Here is a 15,804-nt window from a genome sequence, read left to right on the forward strand (position 1 = left end):
ACCTGCCAAGTAGACTGGCATGACGGAAAGTGGATCTGTCGGCTTGAGGGGACAGCTCTAGGTCGCCGCAAGGGCCTCACGGATGAGACGTTGCGTGCGCATTTCTTGGCAGTGCTGAATGACGAAAACCTACGCGCTCGGATTGAGCGAGAAACGCAAGGTCTTCGCGATGTCATTGTTGCCCTAGCCTTCGGCGCCCTAGCGCGAGATGCAGGCGCCCTGACCGGCGACTAGTCCATTGCGCTTCTCGGAGAAGGACTGTCCAAGTGTCGCGTTTCCAGACCATAGATGCCTATGCTCCCCTAGATGGGCAGCTAGCGCTAATGCCTATACGCTTTGAGAGACTTTCCCCGGAGCGCGTAATTGTCGCTAATACCGTCGGTGATATCCTCGTTCTAACGCAAGTAGAGTTCGAACGTCTTATTGCGCTAGATTTGCGTCCCGGTGACGGCCTCTATGAGAGAGCTACCGAGCGTCTGCTCGTCGCTCGCGAGGGGGCCAGGGCGCCACTACAGCTTCTTGCACTTCGCCTTCGGAGCCGGATGGCATTCCTGAGGGATGCGACGGCCCTTCATATCCTGGTGGTCACGCTACGATGTGAGCATTCTTGCCCATACTGCCAGGTGTCTCGCCGAAACACCGGAGCTGAGCGCTATGACATGAGCGAGGAGACCGCTCTCCTTGCTCTCGAGGTCGCAATGTCCTCCCCGGCAAAAGCAATCAAGCTGGAGTTCCAAGGGGGCGAACCACTCTTGAACTTCCCCTTGATTGCTTTTGCCGTCGAGGCGGCGACGCGAATGGCAGAAGTTAAAGGCAAAGCCGTCGAGTTCGTTATCGCGACCAATCTTGCATTGCTCGATGACAAGATCCTGACCTTCTGCCAAAATCATCATATCCATCTATCGACCTCTCTCGATGGGCCTGCCGATTTGCATAACCGCAATCGTCCACGGCCAGGCGGGAATAGCCATGCGCTTGCCGCCGCAGGCATTCAGCGGGTGCAGGAATTTCTAGGGCGCGATCGCATCGGAGCGCTTATGACGACGACCGATGCCTCCCTGGATCGGGTCGAGGAGATCATTGAGGAGTATGTCCGTCTTGGACTCGACGGCATATTCCTGAGGCCCCTTTCACCGTATGGCTTCGCGATGAAGACCCGGTGGTACGATGGTTACGACAGCGATCGCTGGTTAACGTTCTATGAGCGGGGCCTTCGTCATATCCTTGATCTCAATCATAGGGGTATCAGATTCCCCGAATTCTATGCTTCCCTCCTACTCCAGCGTATCCTGACCGATCAGCCGATTGGCTATGTTGATCTGCGTAGTCCTGCGGGCATAGGTATCGGCGCCCTCGTCTACAACTACGACGGCAAGGTTTTCGCTTCCGACGAAGGTCGGATGCTGGCAGAGATGGGAGATCAGACCTTCGAACTGGGCACGCTCGGCAAGACTGACTACGCCTCCCTCGTCACCTCGGAACGGCTGATCGATTTGGTCGGGGGTACGCTGTCCCAAACATCACCCGAGTGCAGATCATGTGCCTATGAGGCCCATTGCGGCGCGGATCCCGTCTACCATCATGCGACGCAAGGCGATGCGGTCGGCATCAAGCCGCTATCAGGTTTCTGTTCCCGTCAGAAGGGCATCTTAAGGATCCTCATCGAGACACTTGAGCGGGGCGGTAGGGACGCAGCGGTTCTTCGGAGTTGGGTGTCTCGATGACGCCACTGGCACTTCACGGTACAGGACGAGCAACTGGTTTCAGCGAAGGTTCTGGTCGAACTTTGCTTCGCCTTCGTGACCCCGCCGATACGCCCTCCCATGCGGCCGACGCGGCGCTGATCCGCTCTACAGATCACGCTGTTATGGCCTTGTTGCAGGGTTTCGATACATTTGTCGCAATTGGTGATAGCGAACCTGGATCCGGCGCCAACGGGCGCCGGGTGTTACTGGATAACCGCTTCTCCCACCTCACCCCAGGTGACATCCTTGCGCTTGATGTTCCAACCAACCGGGTGCGAGTGTTGTGGCGCTCCGAGTCAAATCACAACTCTTTCCTTGTGACTGAGCGCTGTGACCACTTCTGCCTGATGTGTTCCCAACCACCACGCAATGTGGACGATGGCTGGATCATCGACGAAATCTACGAGTGCCTCCCTCTCATAGACCCCTCAACGAAGTCTGTTGGTTTTACCGGTGGTGAAACCCTCCTGGCCCCGGACCGGTTCATTCCGCTCCTAGGCGCGGTGGGACGCCTGCTGCCGCACGCTGGTGTCCACGTCTTGACCAACGGGCGTGCCTTTTCCCGAGCGGCGGTGGTCCGGAACTGGGCCGCGCTTCAGCACCCAGATCTGTGGGCGGGAATCCCGATCTACTCGGCAGTGGACACCATCCACGACTATGTTGTGCAGTCGAGGGGCGCGTTCGACGAAACGGTGCTCGGCGTGCTTCGGATGAAAGATGCAGGCCAGAGGGTAGAAATTCGCGTTGTACTACACGCGCTCACGGCGCCGCGGCTTGTTGAGACGTGCACTTGGCTCGCGCGGAATATGCCCTTCGTGGATCATGTTGCACTTATGGGGATGGAGGACACCGGCTTCGCGCTTGCAAATCATGCTGCTCTCTGGATGGATCCGCTCGATTACGGTCCCGCATTGACTGATGGCATCGCAGTCCTCTCCGAGGCCGGCATTCGTACCTCCATTTACAACTTACCACTCTGCGTCTTGCCCGAAGGAGTGCGGCCCTGGGCTGTCCGCTCAATCTCGGACTGGAAGAACGATCGCCCTGATGTCTGTTCCTCTTGCAGTGCAGCAGGGCGCTGCGCAGGCTTCTTCACGACAGGGAAGACCAAGTTTAGTCGAGGCATCCAACCCATCGCTGAACCGGTTACTTTTCTTGGTAGATGACCGCTGGCAATAGAGTACCTAGTCAGCTTTTACCGCCCGTTCCACTGCCCAACGATACCACCTGCCGTGCCGCCCATGACTGCCTGCGCCAGCATCCGAGCCCGCAGCGACGCGCCCTCATCCCGCTGTGCCCGGGCGCGAAGGCGGTTCACAGTCTCCACGTTCCGCGCCGCGTCCGTGTCCATGAGGATGCGGGCTAGTTCCCGACTAGTGCTGTCGTTAACCCCGCTATAACGCCGCACAGCCGGGCTCAGGATGCGCGCTAGTATCCCGCCACTGCCGGTCAGTGCGGATAGCATGAACTCTGCGGGCGCTGCACCGTCGTCCTGGCCTTGTGCGAGCAGGCGTGCGGTCTGCGAGTTGACGCGCGGGGAAATTGTGCGCTCGACATCGGCCATGCCGGCTTCGCGGCGAAGGATGTCGACCAGCATCTGCCGTCGAGCGGGTTCTGGCTCGATGGCTTCCAGACGGCGACCGTGCCGTCGATCCTCAGCCAGCACTCGTGCCAGTGATGGAGCGCGTGCTGGGTCGCTCGTCATGTCGGTGATCGCTCGGCCGGCGCCCAGTCGATAGAAGTCCCGTGCTTCCGGCGACAGGTTATCGACCTGGCCGGCCACGACATCCGGGTTGGTGCGGAACGCGGCCTGACCCTGCCGCAGCGCGCCCATGGCCTCGGAAGGCCCCGCCCAGGCTGCACGCGCCGCAGCATACCCCGGGCTCGCGCCGTCCAGCGTGTCCAGCAGCGAACGGCGCATGCCTTCGACAGCGCGGCCGTACTGGTTGAGTTGCAGTTGCCCCGTGGGCTGGCGGAACGTCTCTAGTTCATCGTCCAGACCGCGCTTGATCGCGTCCATGAGGCGAAGGTTCGGCGCCTGGCCATCCACCAGCACGAACCGGCCGGCTTCGGTGCCATCGGTGGGGGCTTCTGCCATCGCGCGCTGCCTTGCCGTGACGGCGCGTTCATATGCCTCTCGCTCGGCGGCGGTCGCGGCTTCGTCCACCACCCGGCCCTGCACCGGGTCGTTGAGGTAACGCGGCTGAGGCGGCACCGGCTCCGGGGGGAAGGTGGCCTCCACACGTGCACCAGCCACGCCATTGCGCTCGCCGGGGCGGATATAGCGCACCCCGTAGTCCTCTGGGTTGAAGGCGCGTCCCTCGGCGAGGTGCTCCATCTGGATCACACGAAGGCCGCGCTGCATGGCCTGCTGCCCGAGCGGATCCGACGCCATCTCGGCAAGGCGGGGCAGGGCGGTGTCATCTAGCCGGCCAGCAAAGGCACTCTCGTACAGCGGGCGAGCCTGGGCAGATCGCCGCGCCTGAAGCTCGGCCACCTCATCCATCACCCGCGTGCCACCGCCGCCGCCCAGCGCCTCGTCAACGGCCTCGGCCACCCGTTCAGGACGTCCAGCACGCCGCATCTGCACAAGGCGATCGGCGGTATCCATCGCCGGGCCGGGTGTGTTCGCGGCGCCAGCGGTGAGGTTCTGCAGATTGCGCCCGCCGCTATCCACCAGCGCAGCCACACCACCGCCGGGCGGGTTCGCGGCCACCTCGTTCAGGGAGGCGCCATCACGGCCCAGGGCGCGAAGAACCTGGCGCTCCGCCGTGGCGGTCGGGTCGGTCAGGTTGAAGGTGCGTCCGACATCCGAGATGACGCGGCCAGCCAGTGGGAGCGCCGTGCCAAGCGCACCACCAACGACGCCACCCACGGCGGCGCCCTGGCCGGCTCCGGCCGCGCGATTGCCGAAGCCACCTTCGCCCTCACCGAAGCCGGTGGCTGCACCAGCGGTGGCGCCGAGGGCCAGACCACGGGCCGGCAGTGATGTCGCGACGCGCGCCGCACCTGACGCGCCCGGCAGGCCGGCAAGCGTCCCGCCCAGCGCCGTCAGACCAGCGGTGGCGCCGGTTGCTCTGCCGACAGCCCCAGCGGCTCGTGCAGCCAGGCCGCCCGGGGCCAACATACCGGCAACGCCACCGCCGACATTGGCGACAGTGGCAGCAATCGGGTTGTCCTCCTGGAACACGCGGTCGCGCGCGCGGCCCTCGGCAAGGGCCTGCTCATAGGTGATGTCGCCGAGGGAGCGGGCGCCCGCGATGATCTCGTCACCGAAGCCGAAGGTGAGCCCGTTCAGGGCTTGGCGGGCGAGGCCACCAGCATAGCCGGTGACGCCGCTGTTCTGCTCGCGCGCGGTAGTGTTCTCGCGGTTGCGCCGATCACGCTGGACCACCTCCTGCACATCGCGCCAGGAATTGCCGTCAAGGAACAGCTCTCGGCCCGTCTCGTCGTTCCTCGCGCGTCGTGGTGCTACCCACTGACCGTTGTCATCGAGGATGCGGATTTCGCCCGCGTCGTTGACGATGATGTTGTTGGCCATGTCAGCGGACCTCCCTGAAGCCAGGCGGCAGCGGCGGCACCGAACCCGCCGGCTGACCACCACGGAATGCACCACCCGGCATCTCGGCGCGCATGCTCTCGATGACCTGCCGGCGGGCATTCGCCTTCTGCTCGATCACTTCGCGGCTATCCCCCGGGCTGGGGAAGAAGCGGGTTTGCACGTCCAGGAGTTCCTGGTTGGTGAAGGCAGCGCCGGTCTCGCGGCGTAGCACGCCAGCAGCAAATTGGCGGACCGCGTTGAAATACTGCTGGTCGTTTGCGTCCAACCCCGGGTTCACTGCGCCTTCCGGCAGGTTGCGCCATGCCGCCAGTACGGGGGCCGATGGGATCCTGACGCGGGACAGGATGCGGTCGGCGCCTTCCGCTGCCTGGCCGAACATGTTGGCGCGGCCCTGGGCATCGGTCAGCGGTTGGTCGCGGCGTGCCGTGCCGGGAATGATGCGTGGGGCGTTCGGGTCGGTGACCGCAGGTGGTTCGGCCACAGTGCCAGGAACCGGGCCAGGACGCTGCGGAGTGCCGGGGTCGATGGGCGCTACAGGGAGAGGTGCGGCACGCGGGCGGGGAGGCTGTGTGCCGGCCTGCGGGGCCTGCTGACTGCCGGATGGCGGCGGGGGCAGGTCAGACACGTCGCGCGGCACCATGGCGAGGACACGGCGCTGCCCGGTCGGGTCGTTCGGGTCGGCAACCTCCTGCGGTGCCCCGCCCTCCCGCAGGAAGGTGTAGGCGCGCCGGTATAGCGCGACTTCCTCGGGCGTGGCTGTGCCATCGGCGATCTTGGGGCCGAGTTGCATGGCGAGGTTCGTTGCCTGCGCCGTCATGCTGGTGCCCTCGAACGCACCGGACCGAGGCACGGTATAGACCGGCTGGCCCGTGCGCGGGTTGATGAAGGTTGTTCCCGGCTGGCCAGGAATGGGACGCTGGTTGTCTGCCGACAGGCCAGCCGTAAGGCGGGCCATGCTTTCGGCATGCGCGCGCCCGGCCGCATCTCGGCCAAGCTGGAACCGTTGGTCGTCGGCGCGCTGCTCGCGCCGTTCCAGGCGGGCCGCATCACGTTCCATCCCAGCCTGTGCCATCGGCAGCAGCGATTGGGCATACTCGCGGATCAGCGGGTTGCTCTGCGTGCCGCCCATCAGCGCGATAGCGAGCAGGCGGCTGTTCTGGTTGCCCGGTGCCATAGTCGCATTGGGCTGTGCAGTCCCCGCCACGGCAGACGCGAGCATCTGCCGGTTATCCGAGATGGGCGTGGAAACGCCAGACAGGCTTTCACGCGGAGGCGCAGGCCGAGGGCCGGGGGGCTGCTGGGGCTGAGTGCCAGCGACCGCTGAGGCCAGGGACGGCGCCTGCGGTGCGGGAGGCTGGCCTGCGACTGCGCCTGTTCGCGCCAGAACTGGTTGCGGCGAGCCGTAGTCGGAGGCCGCCGCACGGGGCGCAGAATTCCAGTAGGAGTTGCCGAGCGCGGCAAGCCGCTGCTGTTGCTGTTCGCCGGTCAACCCAGCGTCGGCCAGGATAGCAGCGCGCTGCCGCCCGAGATCATCGGTAAGTCCGCGCAGTGCGGGCGACGCCACTGGAGCGCCCGGACCATCTGGCACGGGCACATCCGGAGCCGAGGGGGAGGCAGGCGCCATTACTCCGGTCGGGGCATAGCCACGCGGAAGGCCGCCGGGCGACATCGGCGCCTGCGCAGGCTGCTGCGGGGCAGCCGGCGGCGGCAACGGCTCGGACTGGATCGGCGCCCGGGGCATGTTGCCCGCACTCGGGGCAGCGGCGGGTGTTGCAGGCTGACCGCCATTCATCAACGCGCTGACTAGGCCCGACTTGTCGATGAAGGCCGACAGTTCACGCTGGCGGCCGTCCTGAAGCTCGCGCGCGTCGCGATCCGCCTGTTGGAGGCCTAGATTGCCGCGAAGGATGTTGATGAGGTGCGCGGCGCCCTGCGTGTGGCTGCGGATAGTCTGCGGATTGTCCTGTGCCAGGATCTCGGCCAGCCGCCGGTTGCGCTGGATAGCGGCGGCCTCGGGGTCGCGCATGAACAGCTGGTTGTCGCCCGTCAGGGCGGCGAGGTGGCCTGCCATCGGCTTGCCCTTTCACCAATTTTGCCGCGCGCATCATAGCACAAAATGGGAAAGAGCATCACTTTCACATCGTCAATGGCGCGCAAATCTGCGGAATTCCTATGCGCAGCGGAGCTGGAAGGCAGTTCCTTGGACCTTCTGGCAAATGGCGCCGATGATCGGCGGAAATGCAGGATGGATGAAGCCAATGGATAATCGCTGGCTGACGCGACGGGCAGCGGCGGCATACCTAAGCCTGAGGGAGAGCGTATTTGCCGACTACGTCCGGGCCGGCACACTCCCTCAGCCATCGGCGGTGCTTGCTGAGGCGCGTTGGGATCGCGACGCAATTGACGCAGCGATGTCCGCCGGGGGCGCGCCTTCCGCCATAGATCGCCCGACAACGCGGACCTACCCGACAGATGAGGCAGATACCCGGCGCCTCGATAAGCTGTCAGGCAGCGCTCGCCTTCAGCTGAGAGATGTTGCGGCCCTGCTAGGTTGCACACCGCGTATGGCTCTGAAGCTCGTGGGGGCTGGAGAGTTACCGGCGTCGCGGGTTGGGAGGATCTGGACCGCCCGAAAAGCTGATATAGACGCCTACCTCGCCCGCACGGCCAATAGCGCTCCGCCGCGCTCCCGCGATGTGATTTGGCGGTCACCGCAGCTGGCCGGCCGACATCGGCGCGAGCGAGTGATTTCAGAGGAGGAGTACGAGCGCATGATCGGTCTTCGGCCGGCCATCTCCCCATTGGCGCCTCAGAAGGCGAAGCGGGGTAAGATATCCTGATGGATGAGCGATGGCTCACGCGGCGTGAGGGGGAGTTCGCGGTCCGGCTGGGGCTCCGCATGGTGAAGGGGCTTTCCAACCCGCATGCCGCGGCGATCGTAGCGGCGCGTGGCGGCGCCCCGTTCAGATCCACGGACGAGCTTTGGCACCGGGCGGGCGTGCCTGCGGCAGCGATGGTGCAACTGGCGGAGGCGGATGCGTTCCAGCCCTCGCTGGGCTTGGCCAGGCGAGAGGCGTTGTGGGCGCTGAAGCCGCTGCGGGATGAACCCTTGCCGTTGTTTGCAGCCGCCTCCCAGCAGGCCGAGATGCTGGTACCTGAGGTGCATGAGCCCGGCGTTACGCTGCGACCCATGACTGCGGGCGGCGAGGTGGTGAAGGACTATGGGCATGTCGGGCTGACGCTGCGGGACCATCCGCTGACCTTTCTGCGCGAGGATCTGAAGCGCCGCAGGATCGTGACCTGTGCCGAGGCTGCGGCAGCGCGTGATGGCAAGTGGCTGGAGGTGGCGGGCATCGTGCTGATCCGGCAGCGGCCGGGGTCAGCGAAGGGGGTGATGTTCATCACCATCGAAGACGAGACAGGCATCGCCAATCTCGTCATCTGGCCCAGCATGTTCGAGCAGGAGCGGCGGACAATCCTCAGCGCCGGCATGCTGGCGGTGAAGGGGCGTATCCAGCGTGAGGGCGAAGTGGTGCACCTGGTTGCAAAGCGCCTCACCGACATGTCCCCGGAGCTGGCTGGCGTGGGCGAGAGGGACACGCCGTTCCCGGTGCCGCATGGGCGGGGGGATGAGTTTCACAACTTCAGCTCAGCGCCTGATCACCGAGATGCGCCGCCGAGGGGGCTACGCACGCGGGACATCTACATCCCCGACCTGCACATCGACAGCATCAAGGTCAGGCCGAGGAATTTCCGCTAGTCCTGGCACCCGAGCGAGTCGGAGAGAGCCATGACACGTGAGGAGCTTCACGCTCTGGTATGGGCAAAGCCGATGCGGACGGCTGCTGCTGAACGCGGCATCTCAGATGTGGCACTGGCCAAGCAATGCCGCAGAGCAGGCGTGCCGGTGCCCCCGCGAGGCTATTGGAATAAGGTCCACGCAGGGAAGGCAGTGGTTGCGCAATCTCTTCCCCCACTTCCTCCAACCCCGCTTCAGAAGGCAGGCCTTGGTGGTCTGTTCCCCGCTCTCAAGGCCCCACCCACCGGGGTTGGAGGTACAAATACGAAGGCACTGCTTCGCCCAGAATTTCTAGATCTAGCAGAAGCAAAAAAGCGCATTGAGGCTGTCCTTGGAGGCTTGGATCTCCGTAGGCGCTTCGCGCAGTCTCATCCGATTGTGGCTAAGCTACTTGAGCAGGAAGAGAAGCGGAAAACCAAAAGACGCCCTGGTGAAGATGATGCATACTACGAACTTTTTTATATAAATTTATCAAAGCCGATACAGCAGAGGCGCCTGAAATTTCTTTCCAAACTCCTGAATTTTTTAGGTGATCTCGGAATAGATGCTTTTGGGAGCAAACAGGAAGGCGAAAACTTCTCGCTGGAGATAGGGGCGTCGTCCGTGAGTATCCTTATTGGAGTCGAAGACGGTTCCCACAAAGACCCCTTTCGTCATCGGCGCAGGGCAGGTGTGCCGGACAAACCAGGGATACGCCTCGACGTCCTCGAAGACGGTCGTGACGGCAGATCAACTGTCCGAACGTGGCGTGACGGCGCGCTGCCTATTGAGCAGCAATTGGCCGACATCCTGCGGGGGATACTCTTTTATGCGGAAACCCGGGCACGCCAAGGCGCGATCCGAGGCTATGACTGGGCAATAGCTGACCGAATGAGGAAGGCGGAGGAGCTAGAAGCTGCTGCAGGCCGTGCGAGAGAGCAAAGGATCGCTTGTGAAGCGGCGGCTCTGAAGGCGCGGCGGGATGCGCTCTTCGGGGGCGCAAATGACCTCGAGCAAGCTGAGCGTATCCGGCGATATGTCGCGGCAGTACGAGAACGGTGTGCTCAGTTGCCCGAGACGCTGGCTCCCGATCTTCTTGCCCAATGGACGCTTTGGGCCCTCAGCGAAGCTAATGCCCTCGACCCAGTGCTGTCGGGACGAGTTTTGCGAGACACGAAGCGTTGGGTGGGGCCCGTCAACCATCCCGCGATTGATGGCGACGGGGCTACCGGACAGGACATACACCGATGAAATCTAACATTCCGGACGGGGTCCTAGAAATTGCTCGAGAACATCGAGCCCTTGCGACACTTCGCCTACTCGATCGCCTAGGACCATGCTCGAATGCTGAGGTGCTTCAGGGATGTTTGGGTTTAATTGGGCTGCGTGGGTCCAGGGATTCATTCATCGAGCAACTACACGCTCTGGCTGAACAGAAACTCATTACCCTCGAGAAATGCGAAAGGGTGCACGTCGTCGAGCTGACCGCGCGAGGCGCTGACGTAGCAGCCGGACGGCTTGAAGTTCCCGGCGTGGCGAAGGCATACCCCGAATGTCCGTACTAATCGCATAGACCCCTATGCTCCCTATGCTCCCTATGCGTTTAGGGGTCAGCGCCAAAGTCGGATGAGCTCTCTGTGCGAGTTCGACGGATTTGACGGGCAGCGGTTATGCGAACTCGACGGCTAACGCTGCCCGGTAGGCGTCCAGGTAAGGGCCAATCTGGCCCATCAGCGATCCCCCAAACCGGGGGTTCAATTCGAACACCAACGGAACGCCCTCATGCACCCGGTAGTCGAAGCAGCAGGTCCCTTCCGTGAAGCCTACTGCCTGGAGGATGCGCTGAAAGCATTCGAGGTGAGGTGTCTCGTCGGTCTGCCACTCGGAGCGAAGTTCGCCCATCCGAATGCCTTTGACGTAAGGGCCGAGCGGCATCTCATAGCGGATGGTGGCTTCGAACATCACCTGGCCGTTTCGGAGAAGTAGGTGTGTGGCCCACTCCTCGTTGCCGGGAATGTACGCCTGTAGGAAATGCTCTGCTGGATCTAGTGCGCTGGGCGGTAGGCCGTGCAGAATTCGTGAGTGCTCGCCCCAGGCGTCTCGCCGCCGCTTCAGGATAACGGGGAAGCTGTCCGGCACTTCCACGATGGCCGGGATGTGCTTGCCGAGACCCGCCTCCATCACGGCAAGATTGAAGGCCAGCTTGTCGTGGCACAGCGCTTCTGAAGCCGCGGTCGGCACGATCGCATTGGGTGAATGGCGCCCTTCAAGGCACTGGCGATCAAAGAGCGTAAGGGGAACTACAACGTCTGCGTCACACAGGTTGGCCTCCGACAGAAGTGCCATACTCCCGGTCCAACCTGCATCGGAAGCGCCCTGCAAAAGTCGATCTTGCCACTCTGTACGCAACCCAAAGAGCACTCGTTTCATACTGCTGTCTCGCGATCATTCAGTCGTTTCAGCACGCATCGCCACTACATCAGCGGCTGCCAGCCGGGCAGTAACTCCACCATCTGGTCAGGGCTGGCGATGATGGCCCGCTCGACAAATGGCGTGTCTCGGCCGGTCAGGAATGACGTGACCGCCCCTACGATGAAGCGCTCCGAAATTGTGGACGAAGCTCCGAATAGTGGCACCTCGAACACTGCGCCGACGCTCTCGGGAATGTCCGCCCGGCCTACAAGCCGTTGCTCGCCAGCGATATCGCGATAGACCTTCACGGGAGCACCTCTTGGCCTTCCTCGGCGAGGTAGCCGCGAGCCGTCAGCCAGCGCACCAGGATGATGTTCATCAACTGGGCCTTGTTGCATCCTACCTGCCTGGCTGCCTTGTCGAGCGCGTCGAGTGTGGTTTCCTCGATGCGTGTTCCCACAAACTTAGATCTGCTCATCCATCGATTGTAGCAGGTGACGACACGCTCATCAGCAAATCGGCGATCTCATTCGCCAGTCGGGAGTATGGGCTCGTCCTGCCCGATCACGCCTTGCTTCGCCGCGATTGAGAACGCCGTCACATATACGACCTTCCGCCCTTGGCTTCCGAGTTGATGCCAGAGCTTCATAAGCCTCTCCCAGTCCTTAGGGCCTGGGTTAGGCACGTCAGCGCCGGGGCGGTTGATGTCGAAGCCGAACGGCGTGTTCTTCAAGATGCGGACTCCATGCCCTCAAGCGTCTTGTTCCCCGCATCTCTAAGCCGTTGCCCGACGATAGGTTGCGACGGCCAGTAGTGGGAGCCGTAACCCCCAGTGCGAAGCGGGCACCTAGCTGGCTGGAACCGTGCAATCCCGCAACTATCCTTGGGTTGAGGAGCGCAGCATGTTGTTCTCGCTCTGGTGGAACTGTTGCTGCTCGTCGGGATAGGAGCACAGCCCTTCCCAAACATGGCGCAAGACGGCTGCCTCAAAGCTCCGTCCGTGATCAGTGAGAGCGTCTTCCGCATAGCGGAGCATGGCGACGATTGACTGCTTGGTGCGCTGGACTTCCGTGACGCCATCATTCTGGTGGACCACTTACTCAACCCCGTTTCTGTCGATGCCTCGTGATCATGCGACTCGGGAGGCAATAGGCAACTTACGGTTGCATAATCACTCACATGTGAGTGATTGCCTGTTGCATAAATGGCACAATTTCCGATGGGACATTCGCTTGTCATCAGAAGCCTTTGGAATCGTGCTCTCATTGAGCCGTTCTGATTGAAATTGCTTACGGATGATCACGTAGAAGTGAAGTCCAAAATACAACCTATGATAGAGTTTGTCGGGTTGACGAGGGCGGGCGCCCTGTTGCAGCGCCACCAGAACCGCGTTTCAGGAAAATTAATGCCCGGTCATTCGATTGCCGGGCAAGGTAATTGATCCGGATTCGTATCAATGATTTGTGAGCTGATGTGCTTCCAGTGAGCAGTTGTGGGCTTCCGCTTCGGACCAAACGCATCCGCTCGCCCCCCCCTATGACCCCTATGCTCCCTATGCGTTTGGGGGTCAGCGTCAAAGTCGGATCAACGGGTCTGGGGGTGTTCAGCTAGCATTGCGAGGGAGAAGGCGCACAACGTTGCTCGGCTGCGGCTTGCCCTCAATGGCCGCCGCCAGCGATGAGGCCCAGGCTTCCATAGCTGCCACCCTCTCAGGCCAGCGGACTGCATACTGATAGCCGCCCATGACGCCCCCGCGGGTAGCTGACTGCTTGTGGTTAAGCATGGCGTCCGCGACGGATTCAGAAACGCCCACCTCTGCGACGCCTGTGGCAAAGGTCCGGCGCAGATCGTGCCAGGCCCAATCATCAAACCCGGACAGCTCGTCCAGCTTGGCGTTGATGGCCGAGAAGGTGGACAACGGATTGTCGGAGACAGGGGCTTTGAAAACCAGCCCGGTCTTGGGTTTGCCTGCGGCCTCATGTCGCTGCCGGAGTATATCCAGCACCAAGGCAGGGAGGTGCAGGCGGTGGGGCTCCCCGTTCTTCGTCATCTTCCCAGCCTGCGTCCAGATCGCTCCATCAAGATCCACATGCCGCCAGTCCATTCTGGCCGCCTCGATCCGGCGGCAGGGAACCACCAGCAGGAAGCGGGCAAAGTCCCGATGCACCCCATGGTCCATACCCTCCGCAGCTTTCCAGATGATGGCGGCTTGGTCAGGGGTGAGGTGACGGGTCCGAGGAGCGGCAGGCTTAGGGCGCTTATCCTTGCCGATCGAGAGGCAAACGTTAGACGGCGCATGCCCATCATCCATGCACCAGTCCAGGAATCGTGAGACGGCTCCGAAGCGATGGCGGGCAACAGCTGGACGCTTGGCTTCGGCGCGCAGCAGGGTGCGCAGATCGGGGGCACTTACATCCCGCACCGCCTTGTCGCCAGCCTTCATGGTCTCCACCGCAGCACGCAGGTGGGCCAGCTCTGTAGCCACATAGGCGGCACCTGGGGTGCCACGGCCCCTCATCTTCGGGCGGTGGGGCAAGGCCTCAGCGTAAATCTCCACTAGGCGGTCCACGGTGGCGGCGATCTTCACCGCGTTCGCCCTGTGGGCTGCCTTCCGCTGTCCTGCTGGGTCACCGCCTGTAGCCAGCGATCCCTTGGTCTTGTTCGCCTCCAGACGGGCGTCTTCAGGGGAGTGACTGGCCGGCGTGCCAATCATCAGGCTGCGGGTGGGGAAGCGCTTACCGGTCAATGGATCCATGCCGCGGGGCTTGTAGGAGTAGACCCAGGACATGGCGGTGGGGTTCACCACCAACGCCAAGCCCCGGCACTCCATATCGCGGATCACTGTCCGCACCCCGGTGGCACGACGCTTCCAGGCGCCCTCAATGGAGGTGCGCGTGATCCGCACCGGCCCTTCGCTCTGCACCTTGATCGCCATGCCCGTACCCTTGGTCTGACCGGACGCAAATCCTGTGCCCCTGACCGGACATTGACCGGACGCGAGGCACGTAGTCAAGCGGAGAGGTGCGTAGGGTGGCGGAGGCTAATGCTAGGATAAGTCTATGACTCTCAGCGATTCTAAGGAGGCCAGCGGAAGCCAGCGTAGGCTAAACCCGATGATTCCTAATCCTGGGGCCGTGGGTTCGAATCCCGCCGGGGACACCAAACATTTCAAACGTTTCAGGCCGTTTTCCGGAATCTTGTTGAGAGGCTGCGCCTTTTTTGCGGACTCTTGGCGGATCCTTCAGAATGACACTGGTTGGCAGTCGTGGGCGGCTCAGTCGAGGCTGGCTCCATTAAAGCCATGCCGCCGCCGCATGTCGGACGGCCTTGCGGAAGCCATTACGGCGGTTCCGCGCGATCCTGGGACCGCCGTCCCAACTTCCTGATCTTATATCCAAGTTCTGGTTGAGAATAAGAAATCCCTGCATGAGGGGTCCGGCGGTCCGCCCCCCTGCATCCTTCAGAGATTTGTCCCCACCCTCTGGCAGGTCCGGTCGCATGCGGCCTTTGCAGGCGTTGCGCCCCGTCGCCCTGTAACAGCCCCGTTGTACCCTCCTTGCAATGGCTGGCTAGTGAATGCGCGTGCCGTGGCTTTGCGCATAGTGGGCAAGCAATTCCCAGGGATTTGGGGGATACGTCGTCCGGGAGCTTGCTTTCTCTTTGAGGGGTAAAATTAGAATCCCAGTTGATAAAATTTATAACATATTTACCGTATTTCACATTAACATGATGCGGCATAAGATGATCGTCAATATTGATGATATTGCTAGAGGTCTTGTCAGTCCCATTTTGTTTTTGGATGAAGGAGGCCGGATTCTGTCTGCGAGCGTGACTGCTCTCGCCTTCCTGCAGCACCAAAGTGCAGTTTATGTCGTGGAGGGGGTGCTGCGGCTCCGACGCGAGGAAGAGGAAGCTACTTGGCGCGCAGTTCTTGGGTGCGCTGCCCCCCATCACACTTTCTTAACGTTACGAAGTCGGACTGGGTCGCCAGTTACCCTGCTTTCAATAGATCGTCCGATATCAAATCTTTTGATCGTTTCAATTTCGGTGCTGGAAGGTGCAGGCGTAAGGCCCCCTAGCCCACAGATGCTCCGCGACACATTCCGCTTCAGCCGAAGGGAAACGGATGTGGCCCTCGGTATCCTTATGGGCCTGAGACCAACTGACATCGCACAGACACTGTCAATTTCGGTGGAGACAGTTCGCAGCCATCTCAAATCTGCGATGGCGAAGGCAGGCTGTACACAACAGGCTCAGTTGGCGTTGCTGCTTGCAAGATTGCCATCTGAAACATAACGCCGACCGTT

At 62.2% G+C, this 15,804-nt stretch carries 13 protein-coding genes; 7 read left to right on the plus strand and 6 right to left on the minus strand.

Features of this window, described 5'->3' with window-relative positions:
- Positions 1–323: 323 nt before the first annotated feature.
- Both hxsB and hxsC read left to right on the plus strand, forming a co-directional pair.
- On the plus strand, positions 324–1,724 hold the full coding sequence (hxsB, locus tag EOD42_RS07570) for a His-Xaa-Ser system radical SAM maturase HxsB (RefSeq protein ID WP_127787203.1): 1,401 nt from the start codon (positions 324–326) through the stop codon (positions 1,722–1,724).
- Positions 1,721–2,911 carry a His-Xaa-Ser system radical SAM maturase HxsC gene (gene hxsC, locus EOD42_RS07575; protein WP_240655046.1) on the plus strand — a complete coding sequence of 397 codons (1,191 nt, stop codon included), beginning with the start codon at positions 1,721–1,723 and terminating at the stop codon, positions 2,909–2,911. Before hxsB ends, hxsC begins: the two co-directional genes overlap by 4 nt.
- 29 nt (positions 2,912–2,940) lie before the next feature.
- Here hxsC and EOD42_RS26495 read toward each other — a convergent pair whose 3' ends face one another.
- Together EOD42_RS26495 and EOD42_RS25835 are read right to left on the minus strand one after the other, a co-directional pair.
- Positions 2,941–5,286 (minus strand): hypothetical protein, encoded by a 2,346-nt coding sequence (locus EOD42_RS26495; RefSeq protein ID WP_127786896.1) that lies wholly within the window; start codon positions 5,284–5,286, stop codon positions 2,941–2,943.
- 1 nt (position 5,287) lies between these two features.
- On the minus strand, positions 5,288–7,378 hold the full coding sequence (locus EOD42_RS25835) for a hypothetical protein (protein WP_164867821.1): 2,091 nt from the start codon (positions 7,376–7,378) through the stop codon (positions 5,288–5,290).
- A gap of 340 nt (positions 7,379–7,718) precedes the next feature.
- On the opposite strand from EOD42_RS25835, the gene EOD42_RS26635 reads away from it, so the two are divergent.
- From EOD42_RS26635 to EOD42_RS26720, 4 genes are read left to right on the plus strand one after another with little or no spacing between them, the layout of a single operon-like run.
- Complete coding sequence (locus EOD42_RS26635; RefSeq protein ID WP_408902154.1) at positions 7,719–8,147, plus strand: helix-turn-helix domain-containing protein; 429 nt, start codon at positions 7,719–7,721, stop codon at positions 8,145–8,147.
- Positions 8,147–9,067, plus strand: coding sequence for a helix-hairpin-helix domain-containing protein (locus tag EOD42_RS07595; RefSeq protein WP_127786899.1), 921 nt, complete (start codon positions 8,147–8,149; stop codon positions 9,065–9,067). The genes EOD42_RS26635 and EOD42_RS07595 overlap by 1 nt, the downstream gene beginning before the upstream one ends.
- 30 nt (positions 9,068–9,097) lie before the next feature.
- Positions 9,098–10,336, plus strand: a complete 1,239-nt coding sequence (locus tag EOD42_RS07600) for a hypothetical protein (protein ID WP_127786900.1) — start codon at positions 9,098–9,100, stop codon at positions 10,334–10,336.
- On the plus strand, positions 10,333–10,650 hold the full coding sequence (locus EOD42_RS26720) for a VpaChn25_0724 family phage protein (protein ID WP_456308044.1): 318 nt from the start codon (positions 10,333–10,335) through the stop codon (positions 10,648–10,650). Before EOD42_RS07600 ends, EOD42_RS26720 begins: the two co-directional genes overlap by 4 nt.
- 103 nt (positions 10,651–10,753) lie before the next feature.
- On the opposite strand, the gene EOD42_RS07605 is transcribed toward EOD42_RS26720, so the two are convergent.
- From EOD42_RS07605 to EOD42_RS07615, 4 genes are all read right to left on the minus strand, one after another.
- Positions 10,754–11,431, minus strand: coding sequence for a hypothetical protein (locus EOD42_RS07605; protein WP_127786901.1), 678 nt, complete (start codon positions 11,429–11,431; stop codon positions 10,754–10,756).
- Positions 11,432–11,559: 128 nt separating this feature from the next.
- Positions 11,560–11,805, minus strand: coding sequence for a hypothetical protein (locus tag EOD42_RS07610; protein ID WP_127786902.1), 246 nt, complete (start codon positions 11,803–11,805; stop codon positions 11,560–11,562).
- Positions 11,802–11,975: a hypothetical protein gene (locus EOD42_RS25840; protein WP_164867823.1), complete on the minus strand. Its 174-nt coding sequence runs from the start codon at positions 11,973–11,975 to the stop codon at positions 11,802–11,804. Before EOD42_RS25840 ends, EOD42_RS07610 begins: the two co-directional genes overlap by 4 nt.
- A gap of 1,125 nt (positions 11,976–13,100) precedes the next feature.
- Complete coding sequence (locus EOD42_RS07615) at positions 13,101–14,432, minus strand: tyrosine-type recombinase/integrase (protein WP_127786903.1); 1,332 nt, start codon at positions 14,430–14,432, stop codon at positions 13,101–13,103.
- A gap of 1,151 nt (positions 14,433–15,583) precedes the next feature.
- Here EOD42_RS07615 and EOD42_RS26640 point away from each other — a divergent pair.
- Positions 15,584–15,793: a helix-turn-helix transcriptional regulator gene (locus EOD42_RS26640; RefSeq protein ID WP_408902155.1), complete on the plus strand. Its 210-nt coding sequence runs from the start codon at positions 15,584–15,586 to the stop codon at positions 15,791–15,793.
- Positions 15,794–15,804: the final 11 nt, after the last annotated feature.

It is taken from the genome of Rhodovarius crocodyli (assembly GCF_004005855.1).
Classification (GTDB): domain Bacteria; phylum Pseudomonadota; class Alphaproteobacteria; order Acetobacterales; family Acetobacteraceae; genus Rhodovarius; species Rhodovarius crocodyli.

Excerpts from the sequence above, each read along its gene's own strand:
- EOD42_RS26640 (WP_408902155.1), top strand. The coding sequence starts at position 15,584 with ATGCTCCGCGACACATTCCGCTTCAGCCGAAGGGAAACGGATGTGGCC.
- EOD42_RS07605 (WP_127786901.1), bottom strand. The coding sequence starts at position 11,431 with ATGGCACTTCTGTCGGAGGCCAACCTGTGTGACGCAGACGTTGTAGTT.
- EOD42_RS26720 (WP_456308044.1), top strand. The coding sequence starts at position 10,333 with ATGAAATCTAACATTCCGGACGGGGTCCTAGAAATTGCTCGAGAACAT.
- EOD42_RS07615 (WP_127786903.1), bottom strand. The coding sequence starts at position 14,432 with ATGGCGATCAAGGTGCAGAGCGAAGGGCCGGTGCGGATCACGCGCACC.
- EOD42_RS25835 (WP_164867821.1), bottom strand. The coding sequence starts at position 7,378 with ATGGCAGGCCACCTCGCCGCCCTGACGGGCGACAACCAGCTGTTCATG.
- hxsC (WP_240655046.1), top strand. The coding sequence starts at position 1,721 with ATGACGCCACTGGCACTTCACGGTACAGGACGAGCAACTGGTTTCAGC.
- hxsB (WP_127787203.1), top strand. The coding sequence starts at position 324 with ATGCCTATACGCTTTGAGAGACTTTCCCCGGAGCGCGTAATTGTCGCT.
- EOD42_RS07600 (WP_127786900.1), top strand. The coding sequence starts at position 9,098 with ATGACACGTGAGGAGCTTCACGCTCTGGTATGGGCAAAGCCGATGCGG.
- EOD42_RS07595 (WP_127786899.1), top strand. The coding sequence starts at position 8,147 with ATGGATGAGCGATGGCTCACGCGGCGTGAGGGGGAGTTCGCGGTCCGG.
- EOD42_RS26495 (WP_127786896.1), bottom strand. The coding sequence starts at position 5,286 with ATGGCCAACAACATCATCGTCAACGACGCGGGCGAAATCCGCATCCTC.
- EOD42_RS25840 (WP_164867823.1), bottom strand. The coding sequence starts at position 11,975 with ATGAGCAGATCTAAGTTTGTGGGAACACGCATCGAGGAAACCACACTC.
- EOD42_RS26635 (WP_408902154.1), top strand. The coding sequence starts at position 7,719 with ATGTCCGCCGGGGGCGCGCCTTCCGCCATAGATCGCCCGACAACGCGG.